The 23,587-nt window shown below is 46.6% G+C and carries 19 protein-coding genes; 12 read left to right on the top strand and 7 right to left on the bottom strand.

Annotated elements, in window-relative coordinates; all coding sequences use genetic code 11:
* Positions 1-18 precede the first annotated feature (18 nt).
* The 5 genes from AZI87_RS01990 to AZI87_RS01970 are packed head-to-tail and all read right to left on the bottom strand — an operon-like array spanning position 19 to position 6,683.
* Positions 19-1,125, bottom strand: coding sequence for a Gfo/Idh/MocA family protein (locus AZI87_RS01990; protein ID WP_063204762.1), 1,107 nt, complete (start codon positions 1,123-1,125; stop codon positions 19-21).
* Between the two features lie 8 nt (positions 1,126-1,133).
* Positions 1,134-2,156, bottom strand: coding sequence for a UDP-glucose 4-epimerase GalE (galE, locus tag AZI87_RS01985; RefSeq protein WP_063204761.1), 1,023 nt, complete (start codon positions 2,154-2,156; stop codon positions 1,134-1,136).
* Positions 2,157-2,168: 12 nt separating this feature from the next.
* The gene (glf, locus tag AZI87_RS01980) at positions 2,169-3,317 is read right to left on the bottom strand and encodes a UDP-galactopyranose mutase (RefSeq protein ID WP_063204760.1); all 1,149 of its coding nucleotides are present in this window, start codon (positions 3,315-3,317) and stop codon (positions 2,169-2,171) included.
* 9 nt (positions 3,318-3,326) lie between these two features.
* Positions 3,327-5,468, bottom strand: coding sequence for a family 1 glycosylhydrolase (locus AZI87_RS01975; protein ID WP_063206531.1), 2,142 nt, complete (start codon positions 5,466-5,468; stop codon positions 3,327-3,329).
* A gap of 30 nt (positions 5,469-5,498) precedes the next feature.
* Positions 5,499-6,683, bottom strand: coding sequence for a glycosyltransferase family 1 protein (locus AZI87_RS01970; protein ID WP_063204759.1), 1,185 nt, complete (start codon positions 6,681-6,683; stop codon positions 5,499-5,501).
* 176 nt (positions 6,684-6,859) lie between these two features.
* Here AZI87_RS01970 and AZI87_RS01960 point away from each other — a divergent pair, with 176 nt between their 5' ends.
* From AZI87_RS01960 to AZI87_RS01950, 3 genes are read left to right on the top strand one after another with little or no spacing between them, the layout of a single operon-like run.
* On the top strand, positions 6,860-8,710 hold the full coding sequence (locus tag AZI87_RS01960; protein WP_063204757.1) for a glycoside hydrolase family 2 protein: 1,851 nt from the start codon (positions 6,860-6,862) through the stop codon (positions 8,708-8,710).
* Between the two features lie 23 nt (positions 8,711-8,733).
* A complete protein-coding gene (locus tag AZI87_RS01955) occupies positions 8,734-9,300 on the top strand; it encodes an SRPBCC family protein (RefSeq protein ID WP_063204756.1) in 567 nt (188 codons plus the stop codon).
* A gap of 11 nt (positions 9,301-9,311) precedes the next feature.
* The gene (locus AZI87_RS01950; protein ID WP_063204755.1) at positions 9,312-10,481 is read left to right on the top strand and encodes a zinc-dependent alcohol dehydrogenase; all 1,170 of its coding nucleotides are present in this window, start codon (positions 9,312-9,314) and stop codon (positions 10,479-10,481) included.
* 32 nt (positions 10,482-10,513) lie between these two features.
* Here the strand turns inward: AZI87_RS01950 and AZI87_RS01945 are convergent, their stop codons facing one another.
* On the bottom strand, positions 10,514-10,717 hold the full coding sequence (locus AZI87_RS01945) for a hypothetical protein (protein WP_063204754.1): 204 nt from the start codon (positions 10,715-10,717) through the stop codon (positions 10,514-10,516).
* Between the two features lie 159 nt (positions 10,718-10,876).
* Here AZI87_RS01945 and AZI87_RS01940 point away from each other — a divergent pair, with 159 nt between their 5' ends.
* The 8 genes from AZI87_RS01940 to AZI87_RS01905 all read left to right on the top strand — a co-directional run bounded on the left by AZI87_RS01940 (position 10,877) and on the right by AZI87_RS01905 (position 21,246).
* Positions 10,877-11,425, top strand: coding sequence for a hemerythrin domain-containing protein (locus tag AZI87_RS01940; protein ID WP_063204753.1), 549 nt, complete (start codon positions 10,877-10,879; stop codon positions 11,423-11,425).
* A gap of 200 nt (positions 11,426-11,625) precedes the next feature.
* On the top strand, positions 11,626-14,304 hold the full coding sequence (gene cphA, locus AZI87_RS01935; RefSeq protein WP_063204752.1) for a cyanophycin synthetase: 2,679 nt from the start codon (positions 11,626-11,628) through the stop codon (positions 14,302-14,304).
* On the top strand, positions 14,305-15,462 hold the full coding sequence (locus AZI87_RS01930) for an amidohydrolase family protein (protein ID WP_063204751.1): 1,158 nt from the start codon (positions 14,305-14,307) through the stop codon (positions 15,460-15,462).
* The gene (locus AZI87_RS01925) at positions 15,422-16,276 is read left to right on the top strand and encodes a cyanophycinase (protein WP_216635244.1); all 855 of its coding nucleotides are present in this window, start codon (positions 15,422-15,424) and stop codon (positions 16,274-16,276) included. The genes AZI87_RS01930 and AZI87_RS01925 overlap by 41 nt, the downstream gene beginning before the upstream one ends.
* Positions 16,277-16,349: 73 nt before the next feature.
* Positions 16,350-16,892, top strand: coding sequence for a hemerythrin domain-containing protein (locus AZI87_RS01920; RefSeq protein ID WP_063204750.1), 543 nt, complete (start codon positions 16,350-16,352; stop codon positions 16,890-16,892).
* The gene (locus tag AZI87_RS01915; RefSeq protein ID WP_063204749.1) at positions 16,855-17,916 is read left to right on the top strand and encodes a hypothetical protein; all 1,062 of its coding nucleotides are present in this window, start codon (positions 16,855-16,857) and stop codon (positions 17,914-17,916) included. The genes AZI87_RS01920 and AZI87_RS01915 overlap by 38 nt, the downstream gene beginning before the upstream one ends.
* 49 nt (positions 17,917-17,965) lie before the next feature.
* Positions 17,966-19,183 (top strand): BamA/TamA family outer membrane protein, encoded by a 1,218-nt coding sequence (locus tag AZI87_RS01910; protein ID WP_081112107.1) that lies wholly within the window; start codon positions 17,966-17,968, stop codon positions 19,181-19,183.
* Positions 19,184-19,197: 14 nt separating this feature from the next.
* Positions 19,198-21,246: a YXWGXW repeat-containing protein gene (locus tag AZI87_RS01905; RefSeq protein WP_063204748.1), complete on the top strand. Its 2,049-nt coding sequence runs from the start codon at positions 19,198-19,200 to the stop codon at positions 21,244-21,246.
* Here the strand turns inward: AZI87_RS01905 and AZI87_RS01900 are convergent.
* Positions 21,221-21,910, bottom strand: coding sequence for a JmjC domain-containing protein (locus tag AZI87_RS01900; RefSeq protein WP_063204747.1), 690 nt, complete (start codon positions 21,908-21,910; stop codon positions 21,221-21,223). The two genes, AZI87_RS01905 and AZI87_RS01900, sit on opposite strands and share 26 nt — an antisense overlap.
* A 204-nt stretch (positions 21,911-22,114) precedes the next feature.
* Between AZI87_RS01900 and AZI87_RS01895 the strand changes: the two genes are divergently transcribed.
* Entirely contained in the window at positions 22,115-23,548 is a 1,434-nt protein-coding gene (locus tag AZI87_RS01895) for a L,D-transpeptidase family protein (protein ID WP_063204746.1), read from the top strand.
* Positions 23,549-23,587 lie beyond the last annotated feature (39 nt).

Below are 23,587 nucleotides of genomic sequence, written 5' to 3'. Positions count from 1 at the left end.
GAAATGTCAGCCAAGTTATTAATTGTGAGGGCTGCGGGCGTGAACGACATCGGGTTCCGACCGAGCCGGCTTTTTAATTTTTTGCGCTTCCGATGGGCGAGTCGTTTTTTTGAAGTAGTCGAGTTTGACTGGTCTACCGTATCGCGCTGACTCAAATAGAGCCTCAATAATCTTAATATCAAGAAGACCCTCTTCTGCGGAAGGTTCTGGTTGTTGATCTTTCAAGATACATTCAGAGAAGTATTCCAGCTCTGGACCAAACTGATCGTGTTTTTTGAAAGTGTAGGTTTTGTCTTTTCCATTGATTGTCGTCGTCAGCTCCATGTCCTCGGCGTACTCATAAGCGTTCTCTAAACGCAGGCAGCCCTTGGTGCCGACAACGTCATATGAAGCGGTGTCGGAAGCACCGAAACTGATCGTGAAAGTAGCCACACGAGTTTCAGGAAAACGCAATGTTACCGACATCATCTCTTCAACTTCGCTAAAACGTTCATCAGAACTATTCATCGTCCAAGCAAAGCATTCCACAGGCTCATCACGGAAAAGGTAACGAGCGGCATTTAAACAATAAACACCGATATCTAAAAGTGGTCCGCCACCTTGCTCTGCCTGAAGGCGGATGTTGGTAGGATCTGTCAGTTGATAGGAAAATAGAGAGTTGAAAATGCGCAACTCGCCCAGCTTGCCGCTTTGTGCAATCTCAATGGCCTTAAGGTTGGCTGGATCAAAGTGAAGACGGTAAGCCACCATCATTTTCACGTCATTCCGGTCGGCGGCTCTCATCATCGAGATCGCGTCAGAGACCGTAGTAGCGATGGGTTTTTCAGTAAGGACGTGAATGCCGTGATAGGCCGCTTTTTCCGCAAACTCACGGTGATGCACATTCGGGGTGGCAATATAGACGGCATCAATCAAACCACTGCTCAGACATTCTTCATAATCATCGTAGTGATAAAGATTTTCGACCTTATATTTTTTTCCTAACTTTTTCAGTTTGGTTTCGTCGCCAGAGACCAAAGCGGTCAGTACCGAGTTTTTGGCATTTTTGAAACCCGGCAGAACGGCCGTCTGCGCGATATGTCCTAAACCGACAACGGCATAACGGATTTTTTGATTGTCTCTCATAGTTCCTCCTAAAGTTGTTGATACTGTGTTTTGAATTCCGCGTGCTTTTCGCTGTAGCCGTTGGGATGAGTGCGATGCCAGTTCCAGGCGTGGGCGATGATGGTGTCAATGTGCGGATACATTCGTTGCCATCCTAATTTACGTTGGATTTTTTGGCTGCTGGCGACCAGCACAGCGGGGTCTCCGGGCCGACGCTTTTCTTCTTTGACGATAAATTCAACCTGCGTTGCTCTTTCGCAGGCTTGCAGAATTTCACGCACGGAAAAACCTTTTTCACTTCCGATATTATAGACTTCGTTATTACCGGGTCTTAAAGAAGTTAAAGCTAAAGTATGCGCGGTCGCTAAATCCATGACGTGCACATAATCGCGTACGCAGGTTCCATCGGGCGTGGGATAGTCGGTTCCGAATATTTTGACCTCGGGCTGGGCTTGCAGTGCCGATTTTAAAATGCGCGGAATCAAGTGAGTTTCGTGCGGATGATCTTCCCCTATCGTTGCATCGGGGGCTGCTCCGCAGACGTTGAAGTATCTTAGGATTGCGTACTGCAAGCCATAGGCTTTGGCAAAATCCTCGATGACCATTTCAACCATCATTTTACTTTTGCCATAGGGATTTACCGGTTGACGTAAGTGATGCTCTTCGACCGGAATTTCTTGCGGTTCACCGTACACTGCGGCAGTGGATGAAAAGACCAGCTTTTCTACTTTCGCTTCATGCATAGCGTGCAAAAGTGTCACCGTATTTGAAACATTGTTGTGATAATATTTGTATGGGTTCTCGACGCTTTCTGCCACTTCGATATTTGCGGCAAAGTGCAAAACAGCCTCGATTCTGTATTCTTGAAAAGTTTTAACCAATAGTTCCGAGTGGGCCGTGCTTCCGGGAATAAAAAGAGCTTCCGGATGAACCGCCTTTAAATGCCCCTCTGACAGGTCATCAAGGACCAGCACTTGGTGACCTTCCTCAATAAGTTGGCGAACCACGTGACTTCCGATGTAACCGGCGCCGCCAGTAACTAATACACGCATAACTTTCCTCCTTTAAATCGGAGAATGGCTAAAGCGGGGCCATTCTGCTGTGTTTTTGTCTAAACATACTTTGGCAAGATCTAGGGATTCGCCGATCACGACATGCATGTCGAGATAGCGATAGGTTCCGAGGCGACCGATGAAGGTCACATTTTTTTCTGACTCTGCAAGCTCCATGTATTGTTTTAACAACGACATGTCTTCAGAAAGACGCAAGGGATAGTAAGGCGTATCTTTTTCCGTACACAGGGCGCTGTACTCTTTAAAGCAGACCGTCTTTTGGTGTTCTTCCCAGGGGGCGAAGTGCTTGTGTTCGGTGATGCGTGTGTACGGGACTTGTTCTTCGCAATAATTGATGACCGGATTTCCTTGAAAATCGCCCTCGGCAGTAAAGCGCTCAAACTTCAAAGTGCGGTAGCGCAGACGTCCTAATTTAAATTTAAAATACCCGTCCATAGGACCACTCCAAAAGATATGATGGAACTTGGATTTGTCTTCCGGAGACAGACGCGTTTTTAGACGGACCTCAATCGCAGGGTGATCCAGGATTTTTTTGACAATAGCCGTGTATCCTTCTTGTGGGATGCCCTGGTATTTCTGATTGTAGTAGTTGTCGTCATAGTTAAACCGCACGGGCAGACGCTTTAAGATCGAGGCGGGCAGTTCTGTAGGTTCAACACCCCATTGTTTTTTCGTGTAACCATAAAAGAAATTTCGATAAAGATCGGGTCCTAAGAATTTCAAAGCCTGCTCTTCAAAAGTTTGAGGTTCTGAAATATCCTTCTTACTTTGCTCTTTAATAAATTCTTCGGCTTCTAGAGGAGTCATTTTTTTTTGAAAGAACTGATTGATGGTCAAAAGATTGACTGGCAAAGAGAAAACACCTTTTTCCGTGACGGCCTTCACACGATTTGTAAAAGGAATGAAGGGGGACCAGCGGTTGACATAGTCCCAGACATCTTGGCGACTGGTATTAAAAATATGCGGACCATACTCATGCACCATAACGCCGGTTTCGGGATCACGGACGGTGTGACAGTTTCCCGCAATGTGTTCGCGCTCATCAAACACCGTGATTTTAAAGCGACCCGTTTCGGCAAGTTCTCGGGCTAAAACGGCTCCTGCGAATCCAGCACCTGCAATTCCAATTTCCGTTTTCATGTTGTCTCCTTATTGAATCGCTATTTCCAGTTGTTGAAAGTATCTGTCCAAAGCATCTTCTAAACGTGGCAGCAGTCGATAGCGTTCACTGCTTAATGAACTGTGGGCTGGCCGACGTGCCACGGCTCCCATTTCTTGGTACGACTTTTTGATGATGTAGTCGGATTTGTTTTCCGGAAGATGACTGGCCGCCATCGCGGCAAAGTCGGACCAACTGACATCGGCGTCGTTTGTTAAATGAATCAATCCTTTTTCCTGATCGACCAGAAGATCCAAACTGGCGTTCACAAGATCCGGCACATATGTCGGCGAAACCTTCGTGTCTTCCGGTGCATAAAAATTCAAATTACGATTAACAGTTTTTAAACATCGAGTGATAAAGTTGTATTCGTCCCAGGGGCCAAAGAAGGAACTTGTACGTACCACCAGGGCCTGATCGTAGGCGGTCAGAACTTTTTCTTCAGCTTGAGCTTTAGATCGCCCATAAACATTCAACGGAGCTACCTGACTGCTTTCTAAATAAGGATTCTCTTGAAGCCCATCAAAAACCATGTCGGACGAAAAAGTCAGAAATGCGATGTGATCCTTTGCGCATTCTTCGGCTAAGATGCGAGGACCTTCGACATTTTCTTTAAAACATTTCAAGGCCTCAAATTCCGCGCGATCGACTTTGACATAGCCTGCGGCATTGATCACCGCCCAAGGTTTGATATCATTCAGAATCTCGCGCACCTTTTCGCGGTTGGTTATATCCAAGCGACTGCGATCTAAAAGAAAGTAGGGGATGTTACGAATAGCACACACACGAGCAAATGCGCGACCCAAAGTTCCTCTTCCTCCAGTAATTAAAACGGCTTTGCGATTTTTTGACGGTACGGAAAGTTCTGAATACAGAGAAGCCGGAGCATAGAGCGCCCGCGAGGGATTTCGCCAACGCACAGTTTCGTTTAAAAGCGGATGCTCAAATGTCCCTGTTTCCGAAAGCGACTTCACCATCTTCGTCAAAACGGTGGCGCGAGGTTTACCGTCCGGCGTGCGCAGGTCATACACTCCGGGTTCGTAAAATCTTTCATCACGTGTGCACAGCGTATTCCAGTTGAAGGTTCCGAGAAGACTCCAGGCCGTGACCGCACGAATATCAGCACCCTCTGTCAAAAGTTTCGTGGTGGCTTGCCAAATTTCTGACATCCACAGCATTTGATCTTCACGGTACCCGCGCGTATGAACTTCGGTGACGGCGAGCGGCAGATGGTAACGATCCCAGACTTCTTTGAAAATAGTGTAGGGTGACGCAGAGACAAGTTGCCCGGTATCGATAGCACCGACATCCGCATAAGCGTGCAGATGATTCCCTCCGTGCAGGAAAGAAGGATAGTGCTCTAAGCGTTCATCTAAATAGCGATTGCTAAGCTGATAGTGATTGATACCTAGAATATCAGGGATGCATGGATTGTCTTGCAGCCATTTTAATTCGGCGTCGGTCACACCGTGTTTTACATAGGTGTAAAGAGGATGGGCCGAATCAACCTTTCCCATTAAAAGATCAAAGCTTAACCAGCGACGATTGTTTTCAAAATCGCGTTGGTAAGTCAGCAGCTCGGTGCTTTCAACACGTCCCATGTCTTCGGTTTGAATCAGTCGGGCCTCGGGGTTGATTTTGCGAATCTCCTGCATGGCCATGGACGTGGCCTTGCACTGTAAGTACAGCGCTTTCGTGAAGCTACGATCGTCGTGACGATGAGGAAACCAATGGCCATAAAGACAGCTAAAGCGGGCTGTGGTTAGAATTTCGTTGATAGGAGTGTAGTCATTAATCCAAGGATAGCGGCTTGCGAAGTCGCGCGCATAACGCGCCAATTTTTCAGGGAACTGGGGATCTAAAAGATTCGTGAATAGGGGACCACTTCCATGATGAAGCAGTCCTGCGATGGGCACAAGTCCCCGTTTTCGAAGAGCGTCCAAGCGCTGGTCCATGCCCTGCCAGCTATAGACGCCTTCTTTGCTTGAGACCTGCTCCCAAACACAAGGATAGCGAATGCGTTTAGCACCTAATTGGGCAAACATATCTAAGTCGCTATCTCTAAGAAGGTGGCCGTTATAATCAAGCTGGTTAAAGTATCTGTTACCAACCCGATTCAACGTGCATTCCATGCCTATCCAAATTTCTGGTTTGGTCACAAATCACATTCCTCGTAAAAAGTTGATGTTCATGGAATCCGTGTTCTTCAATCCCGGTAGCATGGCTTTGAGACGGGTATGATGTGTTTCTAAATGCGCCATCTTTTTCCAGGTCTCGTCCCAAGTGATGTCTTTTAAAAATTCATCAACAACATCCAGCCAGTCGGCATCGTACTTGTTGCGATCCAGAGCCTCTTCGATATGAGCCACAAATTCTTGCGCGGTTTCGCCAATGGCGACAAGTTTGCGATTGCCGTAGGGCTCCACCACGTCGCGAATAGGTGTGGAAACCACGGGACAGCCGGCGGCCAAATATTCCGGAGTTTTAGTGGGACTGATAAAACGAGTGGCCTCGTTGCGCGCGAAAGGCATCAAGGCACAATCCCAACCCGCCATGTATTTTGGAAGATCGGCATAGTCCTTCTTACCTAGATAATAAATATTGGGAAGCTGCGGTAAGCTTGCAGGATCGATCTTTACGACGGGGCCAATCATAATAAAGTTCCAGTCGGGACGAAGTTCTGCCGTCTGGCGAACAAGATCAATATCCATTCTTTCGTCAATCACGCCAATAAAGCCCATGCGTGGATGAGGAATGTGTTTTTGATCTTCGGGATCATTCTTATTGCCTCGAGCCGTATTGAAGTGATGAATGTCGATTCCACTTGGAAACGGATGAACATGTTCATGTCGGTCTTTTTTTGCTTCATACAGCGAGTAGCCACCGGTGAATACCAAGTCGGCCTTCGTTAATAGTTCTTGCTCGCGGTCTAATAGTTCGCGGGGGGCACCGTGGAATTTAGAAAGCTCATCCATGCAGTCATAAATAGTGACGGAAGGCGAAAGATGACGACTGAAGTTCAGCGCCATCGGCGTGTAGTACCAGGCCGCGTAGTCTTCAATCATTTCTTCATTCATTAAATTATCCAGCAGCTTTTGCAGAACTAAATCATGATCCTTCGCTCCGATTTTTTCTGGGAGGTGAGGGACGACCACGGTCACACCTTCTTTGGACTGATGAAGTTCCAACTCCGCTTCATCGGCCGAATGAAAAATCGGCTCTTCGATGAAGTACACTCGACGAAAGGTCGCGAAACGCGACATAAGATGTTGAGGTCTTTGGAATACAAAGTTCCAGCGGAGATGAGAGAACACAAGCAAGTCTGAAGCTTCACAAGTAAGACTCATGTTGCACCTTTCGAAAGTTGTTGAGGGAAAATGTTTTTTGGTGAGTTTTATTTTGAATCCAATTTGAATGCGGTTTCAAAAGGTCTCCGAGGCCGGTGCCTAAATACATAGTGCGAAAACGACAACAGGCTTTCATATTTAGAAGCAGTTGCGCTCTAGCTAACGCGGAGGGTTCCATGCCACAGCGAAATGAAATCACCTTAGATCCGTATCCTCGAAAAAACTTTCAACGAAGTAATTGGATGTCACTCAACGGCAGTTGGTCTTTTTTGTTTGATGATGCACAGGTATTTTCACACCCGTCACAAATTAAAGAATGGCCACTTAAAATCCAGGTGCCTTTTGTGCCAGAGTGTAAAGCCAGTGGAATCGGCGATACGGGATTTCATCCTCGCTGTTGGTACCAACGTCGCTTTGAGGTGCAACGAATTGCACGCAAGCGAATACTCTTGCATTTTGGTGCCGTTGACTACGAAGCGAAAGTTTGGGTGAACGGTTCGTATATAGGCAGTCATGAAGGGGGTCATACACCTTTTACACTGGACATCACCGAGGCCTTAAGCGATACCGGTGATCAAGTGATTTCAGTCTGTGCGGACGACGATCCTTTCGACTTAGCAAAGCCGCGTGGAAAACAAGACTGGCAAAAAGACCCACACAGTATCTGGTATCCACGCACCAGTGGAATTTGGCAGACCGTTTGGATTGAGGAAGTTTTTGAAACATACATAGAAAAATTGCGTCTGACTCCGCTCATTGAAAGATGGGAAGTAGGATGCGAAGTTTTTGTCGCCGGTCCTTGTGCTGACGGTCTTCAAGTGCGCGTACGTATGGAATGTGATGGAAAACTGTTGGCTCAAGACTCTTACGATGTCGTTCACAAAGAAGTGCACCGTCGCATCGCTTTTTCGGATCCAGGTATTGATGACTTTCGCAACGAACTTTTATGGAGTCCTGAAAAGCCTACGTTGATTACAGTTCATGTTGAGCTGTGGGATCGTAATTTTCTTTTGGATAAAGTGAAAAGCTATACGGCTTTGCGAAGTGTGGCCTTTCACGGCGATCGCTTCATGTTGAATGGCCGACCTTACTATTTGCGCATGGTTCTGGATCAAGGATACTGGCCCGACACATTTATGACACCTCCGTCATCCGAGTCTTTAAAAACGGACATCGAATTGATTAAAGCAGCGGGATTTAATGGAGTCCGAAAGCATCAAAAGATCGAGGATCCTGAATTCTTCTATTGGGCGGATGTTTTGGGACTTGTGGTGTGGGGTGAAATGCCCAGTGCCTACCGCTTCACGCATGAATCGGTGGAAAGAATTCTGAAAGAATGGGTCGAAGTCATAGATCGAGATATGAATCATCCCAGTGTAATTCTTTGGGTGCCTTTCAACGAATCCTGGGGAGTGCCGGACTTGGCAGAAAAAGAAAGTCATCAGCATTGTGTGCAAGCCCTGTATCACATCACTAAAACCTTAGATCCGACACGGCCCTGCATCGGAAATGACGGTTGGGAAAGTACGGCGACAGACCTTTTAGGAATTCATGACTACGATGATCAGCCTGAACGTATTTTGAAAAAGTACACTTCTCATCAAAACATTGGCGATGTGCTAACGAAGTATCGTCCTGGGGGACGTGTCCTGACTGTTGAAGGTTATCCGCACGGAGGTCAACCAGTGATGATCACGGAGTTTGGTGGTATCGCCTTTGTCGATCCATCCGAAAGAACTTCCACTTGGGGGTATTCGTCAGTGCAATCATCGGGAGAGTTTAGAAGAAAGTATGAGAAGTTGATGGATGCCATCCACCGTGTCGATCTTTTTTGCGGATTTTGTTACACGCAATTTACCGACACTTTCCAAGAAGCCAATGGGCTTTTCAAAGCCGATCGCACACCGAAATTTTCAATCAATGCAATGGCACGCGCCACTCGTGGAGCGGGGTACACTCGCGGAGAACTCCTGTCGACGCCTCAGCCGCCGCCGCTGCCACCCCCTGAACCAGATTTAGATCTTTAATTCTCTTCAAGAAAGGAGAAGTCATGGAAAAAGAAATAGTCAGCTCGAAGGAAAGCCAGCGTGTAAACACCTTGCCCGATGATGTTTACACAGAGGAGGCAATCACCATCCAAGCTTCTGCTAAGGAGCTCTATAACTTCTGGCGGGATGTAACACACTTCACTCTTTTTACAGAGCAGTTAGAATCCGTCGTTGTGACTTCAGAGACGAAATCGCATTGGGTTTGGAAAGCCCTTAAGGGTAAAAAGACCATCGAGTGGGACTGTGAAATTGTTCAGGAAGTGCCTTTTTCTTTAATTGCATGGAAATCAGTCGGCGCCACCGAAGATCTTCAACATTCCGGTCGAGTGGAGTTTTTGGAACTACCCTACGGTCGAGGAACACAAGTAAAAGTAAAACTAGCCTATGATCTTCCCGGCGGAAAAATCACCGAGCTTTTTGAAAAACTTCTTGGGGAAAGTCCCGGCCGAAATCTGCGTTTAAATTTGTTTAAATTGCGTGCCCTTTTTGAAGCCCGAGAAATACCGACCGTCGAAGGGCAGCCCGCAGGAAATAATCGAGAACACGAAACTAAAACGGCACTTCATTAAAGGAGGCACCGATGAGAGCAGTTTGTTGGCAAGGAAGTAACCATGTTGAAGTTGAAAAGGTTCCAGATCCACGCATTCTCAATCCTCGCGATATTGTGGTGAAGATCACCTCGACGGCGATTTGTGGTTCTGATCTGCATTTGTACGACGGTGTTATTCCGACGATGCAAAAAGGGGATATCTTAGGGCATGAGTTTATGGGTGAAGTTGTTGAGCTGGGTCCCAGCGTGAAAAACTTAAAGATCGGTGATAAAGTCGTTGTGCCGTTTAATATCTCATGCGGTCATTGTTTTTTCTGTGAGCGCAAGGATTACTCTCTTTGTGATAACAGCAATCCCAAACCCGAAGTTGCGGAAAAAGTTTACGGTCACGGTGGTGCTGGTCTGTTCGGTTATTCGCACATGTATGGCGGTTATGCCGGCGGCCAGGCCGAGTATGCGCGCGTCCCATATGGGGATGTGGGGCCATTGGTTGTTCCCAAAGATATGGACGATGATAAATTGCTTTTTCTTAGTGATATCTTTCCCACGGGATACATGGCCGCGGTGAACTGCAATATTCAAAGAGGTGATACAGTCGCGGTCTGGGGTTGTGGACCCGTTGGACTTTTTGCAATCCAAAGTGCGTATTTGCTGGGAGCTGAGCGCGTGATCGCTATTGACCATGTTCCAGAGCGTTTGCGTATGGCCCGTGAGGTTTGCAATGCCGAGACCTTAAACTATGAAGAGGTCGACGTGCTGGATTCTTTGAATATCATGACGGGTGGACGCGGCCCTGACTCTTGCATTGATGCGGTGGGAATGGAAGCGCATGGGACGGATCTTTACAGCAAATACGAGCATGTGAAAATGGTAGCGAAGATGACGACGGATCGACCTGTAGCACTTCGCCAAGCGATTCAGGCCTGCCGAAAGGGGGGGACCGTTTCGATTCCAGGTGTTTATGGAGGCTTGCTTGATAAAGTTCCCATGGGAGCAGCGTTCGGGAAAGCTTTGACGATGAAGATGGGACAAACTCATGTCAAAAAGTATATGCCAGAACTTTTAGATCTGATTTTGCAAGGAAGAGTGGATCCATCGTTCCTTATCACTCATCGCATTTCCATCGATCAAGCACCGGACGCATACAAGATGTTTAAAGATAAACAAGACAGTTGCGTCAAAGTCGTTATCAAAAATTAAATTGAAAAGCCCGCGATAAACGCGGGCTTTTTTTAATAATTTCCTTTGTGATGTTTGTCGTAGCCGCGGGTGTCACGGTCACTGTATCCCAGATCATCTCGCGTATAATTGTGAGTGTTCTTTTCAGGGGTTTGGCGCATATTCTGTCTTCCGCCGGTGGTTTGATAGCTATCCTGCTTTTTATCGCGCTCGGTGTCTTTGATATGACCTTTAACGGATCTTCCATGGGTATGCATAAGACCTCCTGGTTATTTCACTCCTTCATCTTATCAAAACTTGTCATTTTTTCCCCTCGACGAAGAAACGGAAACGACCACGTCATTCGACACAGGATGTGCTCACTCATATTTTGAAAAGGTATTGTGGAGCCTATAAGGATAAAAAGGGGGGTAATTATGGCAAGCATTTATGACGTGCTGAAAAAAGACCACCGCGAAGTCGAAAAACTTTTTGAAAAAATCGAAGACTGTCTGGACGGCGAAGAATACGCTGAAGCTGAACATCTTTTCGATACTTTAAAAACAGAACTCACGGCCCATGCCAAAGCTGAAGAGCAAGTTTTCTATGAGCCCTTAAAAACGGCCGCTAAAGAAAAAGAAGGAGAAGAGCTGGCGTGGGAAGGCGGAGAAGAACATCACGTGATGGCGCTTCTTTTAAATGAGCTTTCTCGTATGGATGCGGAAGAAGAAGAATGGAAAGCAAAAATCAAAGTTCTTTGTGAGATCGTCGAACACCACGTCGAAGAAGAAGAAGGCGAAATCTTTCCGCAAGCTAAAAAATGGTTTACGAAAGAACAAGAGCAACAAATTGCTGAAGATATGAAAGAAATGAAAAATAAATACAAAACCAAAGTGGAGGAAGCTTTGGAAGAGGACATAGAAATTCTGATGCATCCTCTGAGTCAAAAGCACAGCCATTCGAGCTCTCATCAACGTCAGATCTAAAAATGAAAGCCGTGTTGCCAAACAGCAATACGGCTTTTTCCCAAGAAATTTTTGTCCCGAATCAAGCTAAAATAAACTCTGTGGACAAACGACAATGAAAAAACTCAGGGCGTAATTAAAAGTCAGAAATTTTAAGATCGCCTGTTGGCTTGCCTACAAAACGACGTGTTAATTGTAGTGGTTGCAAATGGAGCTGCTTCATGAAAATCGTCAGTTTTAAACCGATCTATGGTCCCAATGTCTATCACCATCTTCCCGTTATGGTCATGAGAGTGAGTCTTGAAGAGTGGACAGATAAGCCCAGCAATGAAATTCCTGGTTTTGTCGATGGGCTTAAAACAGCTCTTCCCAGTCTTTACGATCATACGTGTTCACCAGGCGTTCCTGGGGGATTTTTCCAACGCTTAGAAAGAGGCACCTATATGGCTCACATCATTGAGCACGTGGCATTGGAACTTTCTACGATGAGTGGCATGGATATGACATATGGTAAGTCTCGTTATGCAGGGAAGCCGGGCCTGTACGATGTGATCATTCGCTTTGATAATGAGGGAGGCATGGTGGAATGCCTTCGTTCGGCTTTCAATCTCGTTGAAGATGTGTTGCACAACACCAGTGTCGACGTTCCTTATTTCTTAAACAATATTAAAAAGGCGTATAAACGAAGTGCATTGGGTCCAAGTGCTGAGTGCTTAGTTAAGGCCGCAAAGAAAAAGAAAATTCCCACAAAACGTATTGGATCAGAAAGTCTGATTCAATTGGGTTATGGTGTGAAGCAGAGACGCGTGCAATCGGCGATCACCGATCGCACAAGCTTGATCGCGGCGGATCTAGTGCAAGACAAAGAGATGACAAAATCTCTCTTGCGACAAGCACTAATCCCTGTTCCCCATGGAGTTACTATTTATGATGAAGAAGAAATTGCTTCTGCGATTGAAGGGCTTTCTGCTCCGTATGTTTTGAAACCTTTTGATGGTCATCACGGCGAGGGAGTTCACTTAAACCTCCAAAACGTGGAAGAGTTAAAGCAGGCTTACCATAATGCGAAGGCCCTCTCGTCGCGTTTCATTATTGAAGAAATGCAGCAAGGCCGGGACTATCGTGTGTTGGTTATTGATGGCAAGTTCGCGGCGGCGGCAGAGCGCGTGCCACCTTTTGTGGTCGGCGATGGGAAAAGCACTATTGCCAATCTCATAGAAAAGCTCAACTCAGATCCTTTACGTGGTGATGGGCATGAAAGCTATCTTTCTAAAGTTGTTATCGACCCGATCCTCACGCAGCATCTGGTAAAACAAGGTCTGAATGTCGAAAGCATCCCAAGCGCCGATCAAAAAATCACCCTGCGTGGGAATGCCAATCTCTCTAGTGGCGGAACGGCGATTGATGTGACTCAATCCGCGTCACCAGAAGTGCGAATCCTTTGTGAGCGCATCGCGCGTTTGGTCGGTCTGGACATCTGTGGGATCGACATAATTTCTAAGGATATTACGAAGTCCATTGCAGAAGGTGGACTTGTCATAATTGAAGTGAATGCGGGGCCGGGTTTGCGGATGCATCTTCTGGATAAGAAAGAAGATGAGCCGCATGTAGGTTCGATGATTGTCGATATGATGTATAAAGATGAAGAAGAAGCTCGTATTCCTATTTTAAGTGTGACGGGAACGAACGGCAAAACAACCGTAGCACGGCTTCTTCATAAAATTATGTCCGACAATGGAAAAAAATGCGTCGGTATGACAAATACTGATGGTATCTGGATTGGTGAAAAGAAAATATGTTCGGGTGACTGTTCAGGTCCACTCTCAGCAGACATGGTATTAAGTGATCAAGCCGTCGATTGCGCGGTTTTAGAATTAGCTCGCGGAGGTTTGCTTCGTGGTGGCTTGGCCTATGATTGGTCGGACGTGGGCATAATTACGAATATTCGTTCCGATCACATCGGACAAGATGGCATCGAAACGGTGGACGATATTTTGTGGATCAAATCGCTTGTCGCTGAACGTGTTCGGCGTGGGGGAACTTTGGTGCTCAATGCTGATGATGAGCACTGCATGTCATTAATTCATAACAATCGCGTTAAAAAGCATGGTTGCAATATCATTGTCTTCTCAACTAAGCCAGACAGTCCTGCATTTGCCGAACAACTGTCGATGGGGCGAGATGCGTGCTGGCTTGAAGATGGTCACTTAGTGATGTCGTACAAAGGAAGTGTGCAAAGTTTGGCCTACGCCAGCGACATGCCGATTACTTTAGGCGGCATGGCCGAGTTCCAAATTTCAAATATACTGGCAGCGTTGGCCGCCAGTATCGCAATGGGAATTCCCGCAGAACGAGTTTTAGACTCTATTCAGAACTTCCACCCCGCATCGGAAAACAAAGGTCGCTTAAACCTGTATCGTGTCGGGGCTGGTTACGCGATACTGGACTACGGTCACAATGCAGATGCAATCACGAACGTCGGTGAGATGCTGCGTCGCTGGACAAATTTCAAGAAGACGGTGGTTTTGGGACTTCCCGGCGATCGCTCCACAGAAATCATTCTTTCAGGGGCAAAGAAAGCCGCCGAATACTTTGATAAAGTCATTTTGCGGGATGATGCAGACCTTCGGGGTCGCCTGCATGGAGAGCTACCAAAACTTATCGCCGAGATGTTTAACAAAGACTTTCCTGGTTTGGAACATGAAATTTGTCTGAAAGAGGACGCGGCTGTGAGCCAAGGGCTTTCAGAGATTCAGGAAGACGAAATCCTTGTGATTCTTTACGAGGATATTAGCGCGGTCATGAAAGCCATGCGTGAATACGACCCTGTGTCGATTTTGAATCTTCCGCAGCCCGAGGAAAGACCTTATCAGGAAGACTCCCATGTAGCGTGGCAATAAATGTTTATCTATCTGCAGAAGGGTCAGTATTTCGATGGTACACAGTTTCTGGGACAAGATATTTTTGTCTCAGGGACTAGTATTAGTAAAATCGGAAAACTTGAAGCGGCAACGCTTAAAGATCTTGAAATCGAAAGTCTGGATTGCACCGGCTGCTATCTGATTCCGGGACTGATTGATCCTCACCTGCACTTAGCGGGTGGCAGTGGCGAAATCGGAGGCTTTCATTCACAGTCCATGAGTATTTTATTATCCGAAGCTGTCGCTGGCGGTGTGACGACACTCATTGGAACCATTGGAGTCGATACGACAACAAAGTCTATGCCCGAGCTTATCGCTCGCTGCAAAGCCTTTAATGAGTTAGGGCTGACGGCCTACTGCTATACCGGTGGTTATGATTGTCCTCCGAAAACTTTGACGGATTCTGTTCGTAACGATCTTATTTTTATTCCCGAAGTGATTGGTGTCGGAGAACTTGCCATCGCCGATCGCCGTGCTCCAGAGCCGGATCTTAAGGATTTGGCGAAAGCCTGCATTGATTCCTATGTCGGCGGCATGCTGGCAAATAAGCCAGGCATCTCTCACATCCATGTGGGCGATGGCAATCGCCGAATGCAGACCTTGCGTGATTTGATGGAAAAACATGTCGTCTTACCCGGAAACTTTCACATCACTCATATCGGTCGCAGCGAAGCTCTTATCAAAGAGGCTGTCGAGATGGCGCGACGAGGATGTTACGTGGATCTTGATTTGTGGGATCGTGATTTCAGTTATTGGTATCAAGTCTATTTGGAAATGAAAGGTCCCTTGGATCAATTGACCGTGTCATCTGACGCCAGCAAAGGCCCACCTGCAGATCTTTGGTATGAATTAAGAACCTGTGTGCTTAAACATGGTTTTAAACTCGAGGACTTGTTAAAACATTTTACTAGCAACACGGCTCAAGCCTTGAAACTCAGCCGGAAAGGGCGCCTTGCCGTCGGCTGTGACGCCGACATCGCTGTGTTTGATAAACAGACCTTTGAGATGAAACATGTAATTTCCCGAGGACAGATCCTGATGAAAGATGGAAAATTAAATTTCATTAACAGACCTCCTGAATCAAGAAGGGAATTTGATGTTTATGGAATCCGCAAAGAAAAAGATCCGTCGATCTGAAGCCAGACATGTCAAAGTACTCCATCCCCACGGAACACTCATTATCATTGGAGGACGTGAGGATAAAACAGGAGAAAAAAGAATCTTAAAAGAAATCGCCGCCCGAGTGAATGGCGGAAAGCTCATTGTTATCACCGCCGCTAGTGAAGTGCCCGAAGAAGTTTATCCCGAGTACCGTGAAATCTTTAAAAAACTGGGCGTCAAAAAAATCGAACACTTTCACTGCAATCAGCCCGAAGAAGTTCGTAATATGGACCTGCAAAAAATGTTTGATAAAGCGAAAGTGGTTTTTTTCACCGGTGGGGATCAGTTAAAGCTGACCAGTAAGCTTGGTGGCACATTGGTGATGGATTACATCATCGACGTTTTTAAAAAAGGTGGAACGCTTGCAGGAACATCTGCCGGAGCAAGTGTGATGGGTGAAATCATGCTTGTTGGAGGAGAAAATGCCGAATCCCACAAGGTGGGAAATTGGATGATGGCTCCGGGAATGCGATTTGTGGAAAGTTTAATCATCGATCAGCACTTTGCTCAGCGGGGTCGTATTGGCAGACTTTTGGGGGCGGTCGCCCTAAATCCCGGCGTCTTGGGAATTGGGATTGATGAAGGGACGGCGATCATCGTTGAAAATGAAAAGTTTCGTATCATGGGTGAAAATGCAGTTTACGTCTTAGATGGCCGGGGCGTAACGTACACAAATATTTCTGAGGCCTCTGCGGACCAGACGATGTCGATTCATGATGTGAAGCTACATGTTCTTTCTGAACCTGAAGTCTTTGATTTGAAAAAACGCACGGCGCTGTCCCTGTCTTAGAACAAGCCGGCCGACGCCGGACTTGCCACCGGCTCCGCGCGGTTGAATCATAAATTTTTAAAGCGAGGATACTATGCTTATTTATGAAGCTCTCCGTAAAGATCATGACGATGTAAAAGAACTCTTAGCCCGCTTGCTTGAGCTTGATGAGACTCGAGAAGCCTCGAAAGAACGGTCCGACTTAATTGAGCAGATCGTCGAAGCTCTGATTCCACATGCGCGCGCAGAAGAGGCGGTGCTTTACAACTCTCTACGTATGCTAGAGGCGTCTAAAGATGAAGCCATGCACGCGTATCGCGAACACATGGAAGCCGAAGGTCTGTTGCGTGTCCTGCAAGTGCAAGACAAAGCAAACTTACCGTGGAAGGCCACCGCAAGGAAACTCCGCCAGTCCTTAGAACATCACATTCAAGAAGAAGAAGGCCACATGTTCACCACCGCACAAGGTCTTTTTACTGATGAAGAAGCTGAAGCGATGACAGACGAATTTTTGGATATGAAGATGGAAGTCAGTGAGAAAGGATTCATGGGAACAACCTTGGATATGATCACGAACCTGATGCCCCCAGAAATGTCGGATGCGCTTCGTAACAATAACAATCGCCATATTCAGTAATATTTATTTTCAACCGGCGCAAGGATCGTTGATCTCGAGCCCCGCCGGTCACTTTGAGGCTTTTCTAGGAAATGCGGGCGCGGCCCTTGAGGGTTCCGCAGGGAATGTTTTATTCAATCCAGCGGGTTTAGCGTTTGCTGCAGATAAAAAATCTTTTTTGTCTGTCGCCGGAACCGCCATTGGTTACTCTGAATTAGGTCAACGGGAAGGATTAAAAAGCGAAGGGCAATTGAATTCTCGCCCGCTGTTTACAGGCTATTCGTCTCCCTATGATGAAAATCTTCGTCTCAGTCTTTTTTATTCCGAGTTTTCGAATTACACCCAGTACACACAAACTTCTAGCTCCGATTCAGAAATCACTTATGAAAGATCTTTGGTGGGTCTTTCTTACGCTGGCCCTATTTCAAACAAAACGGCCTGGGGGTTTACGGTGGGAGTCGATTTCCAAGAAAAAGACGTTATGACTTTTCAAAAAACGCCTGTCGCCTCTGAAAAAGATTTTCAACAGCAAATGTTCTTTTACGTACAGCCCGGACTGATGTGGCAAGTTTCAGATAAATACACGACAGGTCTATCTATCAGTTGGCGAGCCCTGAATCTCGATTCCGAAGGGAACACAATCACAAGTTCTGTCACCAACGATCTGCGCCGCTACTCTCCGGACCGAGATCCTCTTTTAGGAGTGACGATGGGGCAGGGGTGGAACATGGAGCGTTGGAAAATCTTAGCGGATCTGAGTTATGCCTTTGAATCACCCCAAGATAAATTCTGGAGTCTTTCTTTGGGAGCACACACGTATCGCGGATCTGAAATGGATGTGCTTTTTGGTTTTCAGCACATGTCTGGTGCATCCTATTTTCGTGATCTTGGAAGTATCGGCGTGAATTTTAAACAAGCTCATTATCAATCGACCATGGGTCTTTATTTTCAGACTTTCAATGGCCATGAAGAAGGGGCTCTAACGTCCAGTGAATTCGGAGTGATTTTTTCTGCGTCTTTTGAATTTTGGCAGAAAGATCGCTAAAAACAAAAGTCGCTTTGACTGAGTTCTGGAACGAGCATCCACTAATAATATGCGGGGAATATTTGCAGCCCTTTTTGTGGTGACCCTAGTTTTGCTGCCTGCTTTTTGCTGGGCGCAAGAAGATGCTTATGCGGACGACGCGAATTCTAGCTACAATCAATCACAAGCGAGGGTGTATTCAGATTTCGATGATATTGATGCTTTAGATTCGTTGGATCGTCGAAACTTGAATGCGGCTAAACCCACTGAACAATTGCCGGTCAATCCCCAAATTAAAAACAAAGACTCTGAATGGGTGCTTGCTCCCATTCCATTTTACAATCCGTCACAAGAATGGGGACTGGCCTTGGTGGCGCAGTATATTTTTTCCCACAAAGAAGGGGAGTCGCCAAGTGTCATAGGTGCGGCCGCCTTTGGAACCGAGAAGAAATCTTACGGAGGAGCCATTGGTTACTTAGGTCGTTTGCGTGAAGATCGTTGGCGAGTGGGGGTTGCGCTCGGAACGGCTCGTATGTTGACCAACTTTTACGGCGTGGGTCGCTTTCCGCAAAACAAAGAAAATTCAGTGCTACTTCAGCAAGATGTCAAGTTTGCAGGTTTGCAAGTAACACCAAAAATTTTCGATCGTCTTTATGTCGGTCTGACATTAGTGGCTTTTGAATTGGAGAATACTTTTCCTGATTTCAATATGCCGGCTTTCATCGATGAAAAGTTAACAACATCCACGTGGGTGCCCGGTCTTAAGATCGAGTATGATTCCAGAAATGACACCTTTTATCCCACCAAGGGCGGACTCTTAAGTGGAAACGCTTTATTCCATGACAAAGACTTCGGAGAAAATCATGACTATCAGACCTACAGTCTTTCCTACAATCGCTATTTTGGTTTAGCTCCGGCGCACGTTCTCGCAATGAGGGGGCTTGCAGAAACTGTCTACGGTGATGTGCCGTTTTACTCTTTACCCATGTTCGGATCTCAAAGTGATTTGCGGGGGTTTGAAGCCGGTAAATACCGGGACCGCGTTTTATGGGCGGCGCAAGCGGAATATCGCTATCGCTTCACTGACCGCTGGGGGCTTGTTCTTTTCGCCGGGATGGGACAGGTGGTGCACGATCTGGATGAAGTGAATTTCGATGACACCTTGACCAGTGGAGGAACGGGGTTGCGCTTTAAGATCGCCAGCAATAATCCCGTCGATTTTCGTGTCGATGTTGCCAGCGGTGATGGCGAAATTTCCTGGTACTTTAGTGTCGGTCAGGCTTTTTAATCTTCGGAGGAGATATGAAGAAATTTGTCATGGTTTCGATGCTTTTATTTTCGTTAAAGGCTTTTCCCGCAACACCTCCGGCGGAACAGCCTCGCTGGCCTCAAGAATATAAGATTGCGAATGAACGTAAGGTCACGGTGTTTCAACCTCAAGCCGAATCTTTGAAAGATAATGTTTTAAAAGCGCGAGCCGCCTTAAGAGTCCAAGACGGAAAAAACGAAAGTTATGGCAGTATGGTGGTTACCGGATCCGCCATGATTTCGAAAGATCAAGCCCGTGTGGATATTCGAGATTTAAAAATACAACAGGTGACGCTGCCTTCTCTTACGGAACAGGAAAAATCTTTGAAAGAAGAAATGGAAAAACAGTTCACCGGAAAAAGCATGGAAATTTCCTATGCTTCGCTCTTAAAAAATTTGGAGGTCAACGGGGAGCAAGTAAAAAAAGTGGCGGATCTTAAGAACACGCCCCCACAGTTCATTTTTTCAACGGTTCCTAGTCTGCTTATTATGGTGGATGGAGAGCCCGTATGGACCGACATCAAAGGAGTCAAAGGAGTGCAAAGGATACTCAATTCCTCGGCTCTTATCATGCATGAAGACAAAAAGCCTTATTATCTTTGGGCTTTGGGAAAATGGTTTGAGGCTTCTGAACTTCATGGTGAATACCGAATCAGCAAAGGTCCTTCCTCCAAATACGAAATGACCAAAGATGATTTGATTAAGGAAAAAAAAGTCGATCCCATTGCGGGAAAGACCACCGATGGCAAAAGCATTTATGGCAATGCAACACCTAAAATTTTCATCGCCACAAAGCCCACTGAACTTTTGCAATCCGATGGGGACCCTCAATATCAGTCCATCTCTGGCACAAGTCTTCTTTATATGTCCAATTCTTCGAATTCCATTTTCTTGGATTCAAAAAGTAACGAGTATTACGTCTTGGTGTCCGGAAGGTGGTTTAAGAATAAAGATCTTTCTGGGGATTGGGCTTATGTTTCCGCTAAAGAACTTCCAGCAGATTTTAAAAAGATCCCTGCGAACAGTCCCGTCGCTGAAATCTTGGTCTCCGTTCCAGGAACTTCACAGTCGACAGAGGCGTTGATCGCGACACAAATTCCCCAAACGGCGACGGTGAAACGAGATCTGAAGCCACAAAAAATCGAATGCGATCAAGGTCGAATTCAGTGGGAAAAAATCACGGGCACCTCGTTAGAGTATGCAAAAAATTGCAATTCGCCGCTCATCAAGGTTGAAGATAAAATGTACTATGTTGTGCAGAATGCCGTTTGGTTTTCTTCAGACTCACCGGCAGGGCCTTGGGTTGTAGCAGTGGCGGTGCCAAAAGAAATTTATAACATACCGGCCTCCTCGCCACTTTATTATGTGACCTATGTGCATATTTATAGTGTTACGAAGGATGTCGTCACTGTAGGTTACACTCCTGGATACAATGGTACTTACGTTTCGCCAGATGGAACTATCGTCTATGGCACTGGCTATAACTATCCGTCTTATCAAAGTTCGACGGTGTGGTATCCAGCCTCGGCGACTTACGGATTCGGCGCGGGTTACGGCTGGGGCTACACCGATGGATTTTTTATGGGCTTTGCGATGAGCACGATGATGTATCCTTGGGGATGGGGCACATGTTGCTGGGGTGGCGTTTATGTGAATGTCGATGTCACGAATGTCTATACAAAATGGGGAAAGCACTCAGTGATCACTGGGCCCACGGGGCGAGGTATGACTGTCAACACCATCGGAGGTGCAAAGTTCGCTCGGGGTAATAACGACAATATCGTCTACACTCGCAAAGACGGACAAGTCTATCGTCGTACGGGCAAAGACAGTTGGCAGCGCTACTCAGGTCCCGGTACGTGGTCGGATGTGGCTCGCGATAATCAAAGCGTTAAAAATGAACTAGAGAACATGCATGCCAGCGGAAACTTTAATGAGCGTCGCGATTTGCCCGAGCGTCCCGCAGGGGATCATCAACCTTTGCTTCGCGGTGGGGGCGGGTTTGGCGGTGGCGGTTTTAGAGGTGGAGGCTTCCGACGCTAGGCTTTTTTTCTTTACCACGTAGAACGCCCACAGAAATATGATAAGAATCCGTGAGGGCTAAAGCTTTGTGCCAATAGCCTGCCGGAATGTATAACCAGTCTCCTGGTTTTAAATAACAGCGCAACTCCGCGCGAGTTGTTTCTTTTTGCAAGTCCTCAAGTTGCGAAGGCTTTTGAATCAAGGCTCCCGGATTCACCGTGTTCTTGCGAAGACGAAATTCTTTTTCTCCATCGCTTTGAATGACGAACACGTCTTCATAATCATAATGCCAGTCAAAACCTTCTTGTCCTGAAGGTGTACAGTAAAGTTGAACATCGACTGGTTCGTTGAATAATCGATAAAAATCTCGCGCGACAGCGGCGAACAGGGGATGGGCTTGCTCGGCATGACGAACTAAAACCGTGCGGCCTGATTCAAACCCTTTGCGTGCCTGACTGAAAGTCAGTTGTCCCGTGCAAAGCTCTTCTTCTATAGGAAGCTTTCCCTGTAAAGGGAGCCAGCAATTTTTATGGCCGGTATAGAGGATTTCATTCAGTGTGTTCCACGAAAGGCAATTGCGAAGAAAAGACGCTTTTTCCGGCGCCGCATAGGGTTCCCGCGACAAATGAGTTGTCGAAAAATCTGACAGTGTCATGGGAGCGAGAAGTTGTTCCAGGATCGACATCAGTGCTTCCTTCGGTCTAAGAGCGGAAATCATTGAATAATCCCCGAAGGGGGAAAGTACAAATTACGGTTAATTACAATTTAGGGCAGTCCCTGGAATTACTTCATGTAAAAAACGGGAAGGACACCTTGTACTCCAACTGATTTGCTTTTAGCCGTGCCATGCTTCTTGCTTTGCCTCCATGTGCAATTAAACGGAGATGACATGAAAAATTCATTGATCAATGCCGCACTCGCGGCATTAGTGGTGACAGCTTCAGGCGCGGTAACCTACGCGCAATCAGCAGGGACTCAGCAGGCAGTATCCAAAGACCAACTGGTGGTGGGAAAGCGCTATTATATTTCAGCCGATTCCTTGAACGTTCGTTCTAGCAACTCGACCGCTCCAGGCAATATCGTCGGGAAACTTTATCGTAACGATATCGTTGAGGTGTATGATGTGTTGAATGCAGCGACCCCATTGGTGCAAGTGAAGATCGTGAAGTCTTCCAGCATTTCTAATCAAGGTGAGCTCTATGTCTCTAAAGATTATTTATCTGAAAAAGAGTTCGTTCTGCCTTTGTCGAAATATTTCGTGATTCAAAACGTAGCGACGGAAAAAACTCGTGTGTATGAGCGTTGCACGGTGACTCCGGATTGTCCTCATACTTTGGTGATGGAAACAGACATGGTTGTGGGACGTCCTGAGGAAGGTTCAGAAGAAGATCCAAATGCCTACAAAACCTGGGTGGGTCATGGAAAGATTTCTGAATGGGTGAAGTTCTATCAAGACGGTCTTGGTTTTTACCCGCGCTGGTACACCAAAGGTCAAGATATCAGCACGATTCCAAAACCAATTACGGACAGCATGAGTCTGTACATGGGTTCACAAAGATGGATTGTTAAAAACGACCAAGGTAAGAAGTCCAATTATGGTGCTTTTGGTTGGTATGCAGCGAAGCTGACTCCGGAAGGTGAAAACGGCGGCGTGAACTATCAATGGATTCACGGAACGATGGGCTGGGGTAAAGACGGTTCCAAGCCGATCGAAATCACTCGCGGCAAAATGATTAACTTCTTTGCCAATCCGGGCTCGCATGGTTGCACGCGTGTTGAAAATCGCGCGGTGGCCTATATGCGCCATCTTTTGCCGGTAGGAACTGATGTTTACCGTGTCTATGCGCGTGAAGCCACTCGTGAAGGTTATCCTTACCGTCGCTACGCGAATCAAACTTCGTCGTACAAATGGCAATACATGTTGTTGACGAATGGCGCTGGTGAATCCAACGGTTTAACTTCGGATGCCGCCACGATCCGCGCCCAGGGCATTCGCGCTATTCTGAATGTGAATCTGATCGAGCAAGGTGTCTACGAAGTAGATCGTTATCCTACGGTAGCGCCGCTTGATTACTCGAAGTCAGCCGCATCTGGAAAATCGGGCGATCGTTATGAGATCGATGACAAAGTTAAAAACGGTTCGAACTTCCGTGGTTACTTCCTAATTGACGAAGGTCGTTTTGCGAACTACGCGCATCCAAGCTATCAAGCGACAAATGGGGCGGTCCGTACCAGCGGTTTGGCGGACTTTAGAAACTCTGTTCCTGAGTTCTTAAATGCCAGAGCGGGCTCGTTTGTGATCCCACCGGTAAACGGCAAATAGTGTTTGATTGCACGTAGCTGTATAATTTCAATGTAAAGA

This window comes from Bdellovibrio bacteriovorus, assembly GCF_001592745.1.
Classification (GTDB): Bacteria; Bdellovibrionota; Bdellovibrionia; order Bdellovibrionales; family Bdellovibrionaceae; genus Bdellovibrio; species Bdellovibrio bacteriovorus_B.
The sequence above is the reverse complement of the archived record's forward strand: the minus strand, read 5'-3'. Positions and strand labels throughout refer to the sequence as shown.

Bases quoted from the DNA above. Each gene is read 5' to 3' on its own strand.
- AZI87_RS01970 (WP_063204759.1), bottom strand. From the start codon at position 6,683: ATGAGTCTTACTTGTGAAGCTTCAGACTTGCTTGTGTTCTCTCATCTC.
- AZI87_RS01945 (WP_063204754.1), bottom strand. From the start codon at position 10,717: ATGCATACCCATGGAAGATCCGTTAAAGGTCATATCAAAGACACCGAG.
- AZI87_RS01990 (WP_063204762.1), bottom strand. From the start codon at position 1,125: ATGAGAGACAATCAAAAAATCCGTTATGCCGTTGTCGGTTTAGGACAT.
- AZI87_RS01915 (WP_063204749.1), top strand. From the start codon at position 16,855: ATGCGCTTCGTAACAATAACAATCGCCATATTCAGTAATATTTATTTT.
- AZI87_RS01900 (WP_063204747.1), bottom strand. From the start codon at position 21,910: ATGTCGATCCTGGAACAACTTCTCGCTCCCATGACACTGTCAGATTTT.
- AZI87_RS01940 (WP_063204753.1), top strand. From the start codon at position 10,877: ATGGCAAGCATTTATGACGTGCTGAAAAAAGACCACCGCGAAGTCGAA.
- AZI87_RS01905 (WP_063204748.1), top strand. From the start codon at position 19,198: ATGAAGAAATTTGTCATGGTTTCGATGCTTTTATTTTCGTTAAAGGCT.
- AZI87_RS01895 (WP_063204746.1), top strand. From the start codon at position 22,115: ATGAAAAATTCATTGATCAATGCCGCACTCGCGGCATTAGTGGTGACA.
- glf (WP_063204760.1), bottom strand. From the start codon at position 3,317: ATGAAAACGGAAATTGGAATTGCAGGTGCTGGATTCGCAGGAGCCGTT.
- AZI87_RS01910 (WP_081112107.1), top strand. From the start codon at position 17,966: ATGCGGGGAATATTTGCAGCCCTTTTTGTGGTGACCCTAGTTTTGCTG.
- AZI87_RS01950 (WP_063204755.1), top strand. From the start codon at position 9,312: ATGAGAGCAGTTTGTTGGCAAGGAAGTAACCATGTTGAAGTTGAAAAG.
- AZI87_RS01960 (WP_063204757.1), top strand. From the start codon at position 6,860: ATGCCACAGCGAAATGAAATCACCTTAGATCCGTATCCTCGAAAAAAC.
- galE (WP_063204761.1), bottom strand. From the start codon at position 2,156: ATGCGTGTATTAGTTACTGGCGGCGCCGGTTACATCGGAAGTCACGTG.
- cphA (WP_063204752.1), top strand. From the start codon at position 11,626: ATGAAAATCGTCAGTTTTAAACCGATCTATGGTCCCAATGTCTATCAC.
- AZI87_RS01930 (WP_063204751.1), top strand. From the start codon at position 14,305: ATGTTTATCTATCTGCAGAAGGGTCAGTATTTCGATGGTACACAGTTT.
- AZI87_RS01975 (WP_063206531.1), bottom strand. From the start codon at position 5,468: ATGGAATGCACGTTGAATCGGGTTGGTAACAGATACTTTAACCAGCTT.
- AZI87_RS01955 (WP_063204756.1), top strand. From the start codon at position 8,734: ATGGAAAAAGAAATAGTCAGCTCGAAGGAAAGCCAGCGTGTAAACACC.
- AZI87_RS01925 (WP_216635244.1), top strand. From the start codon at position 15,422: ATGTTTATGGAATCCGCAAAGAAAAAGATCCGTCGATCTGAAGCCAGA.
- AZI87_RS01920 (WP_063204750.1), top strand. From the start codon at position 16,350: ATGCTTATTTATGAAGCTCTCCGTAAAGATCATGACGATGTAAAAGAA.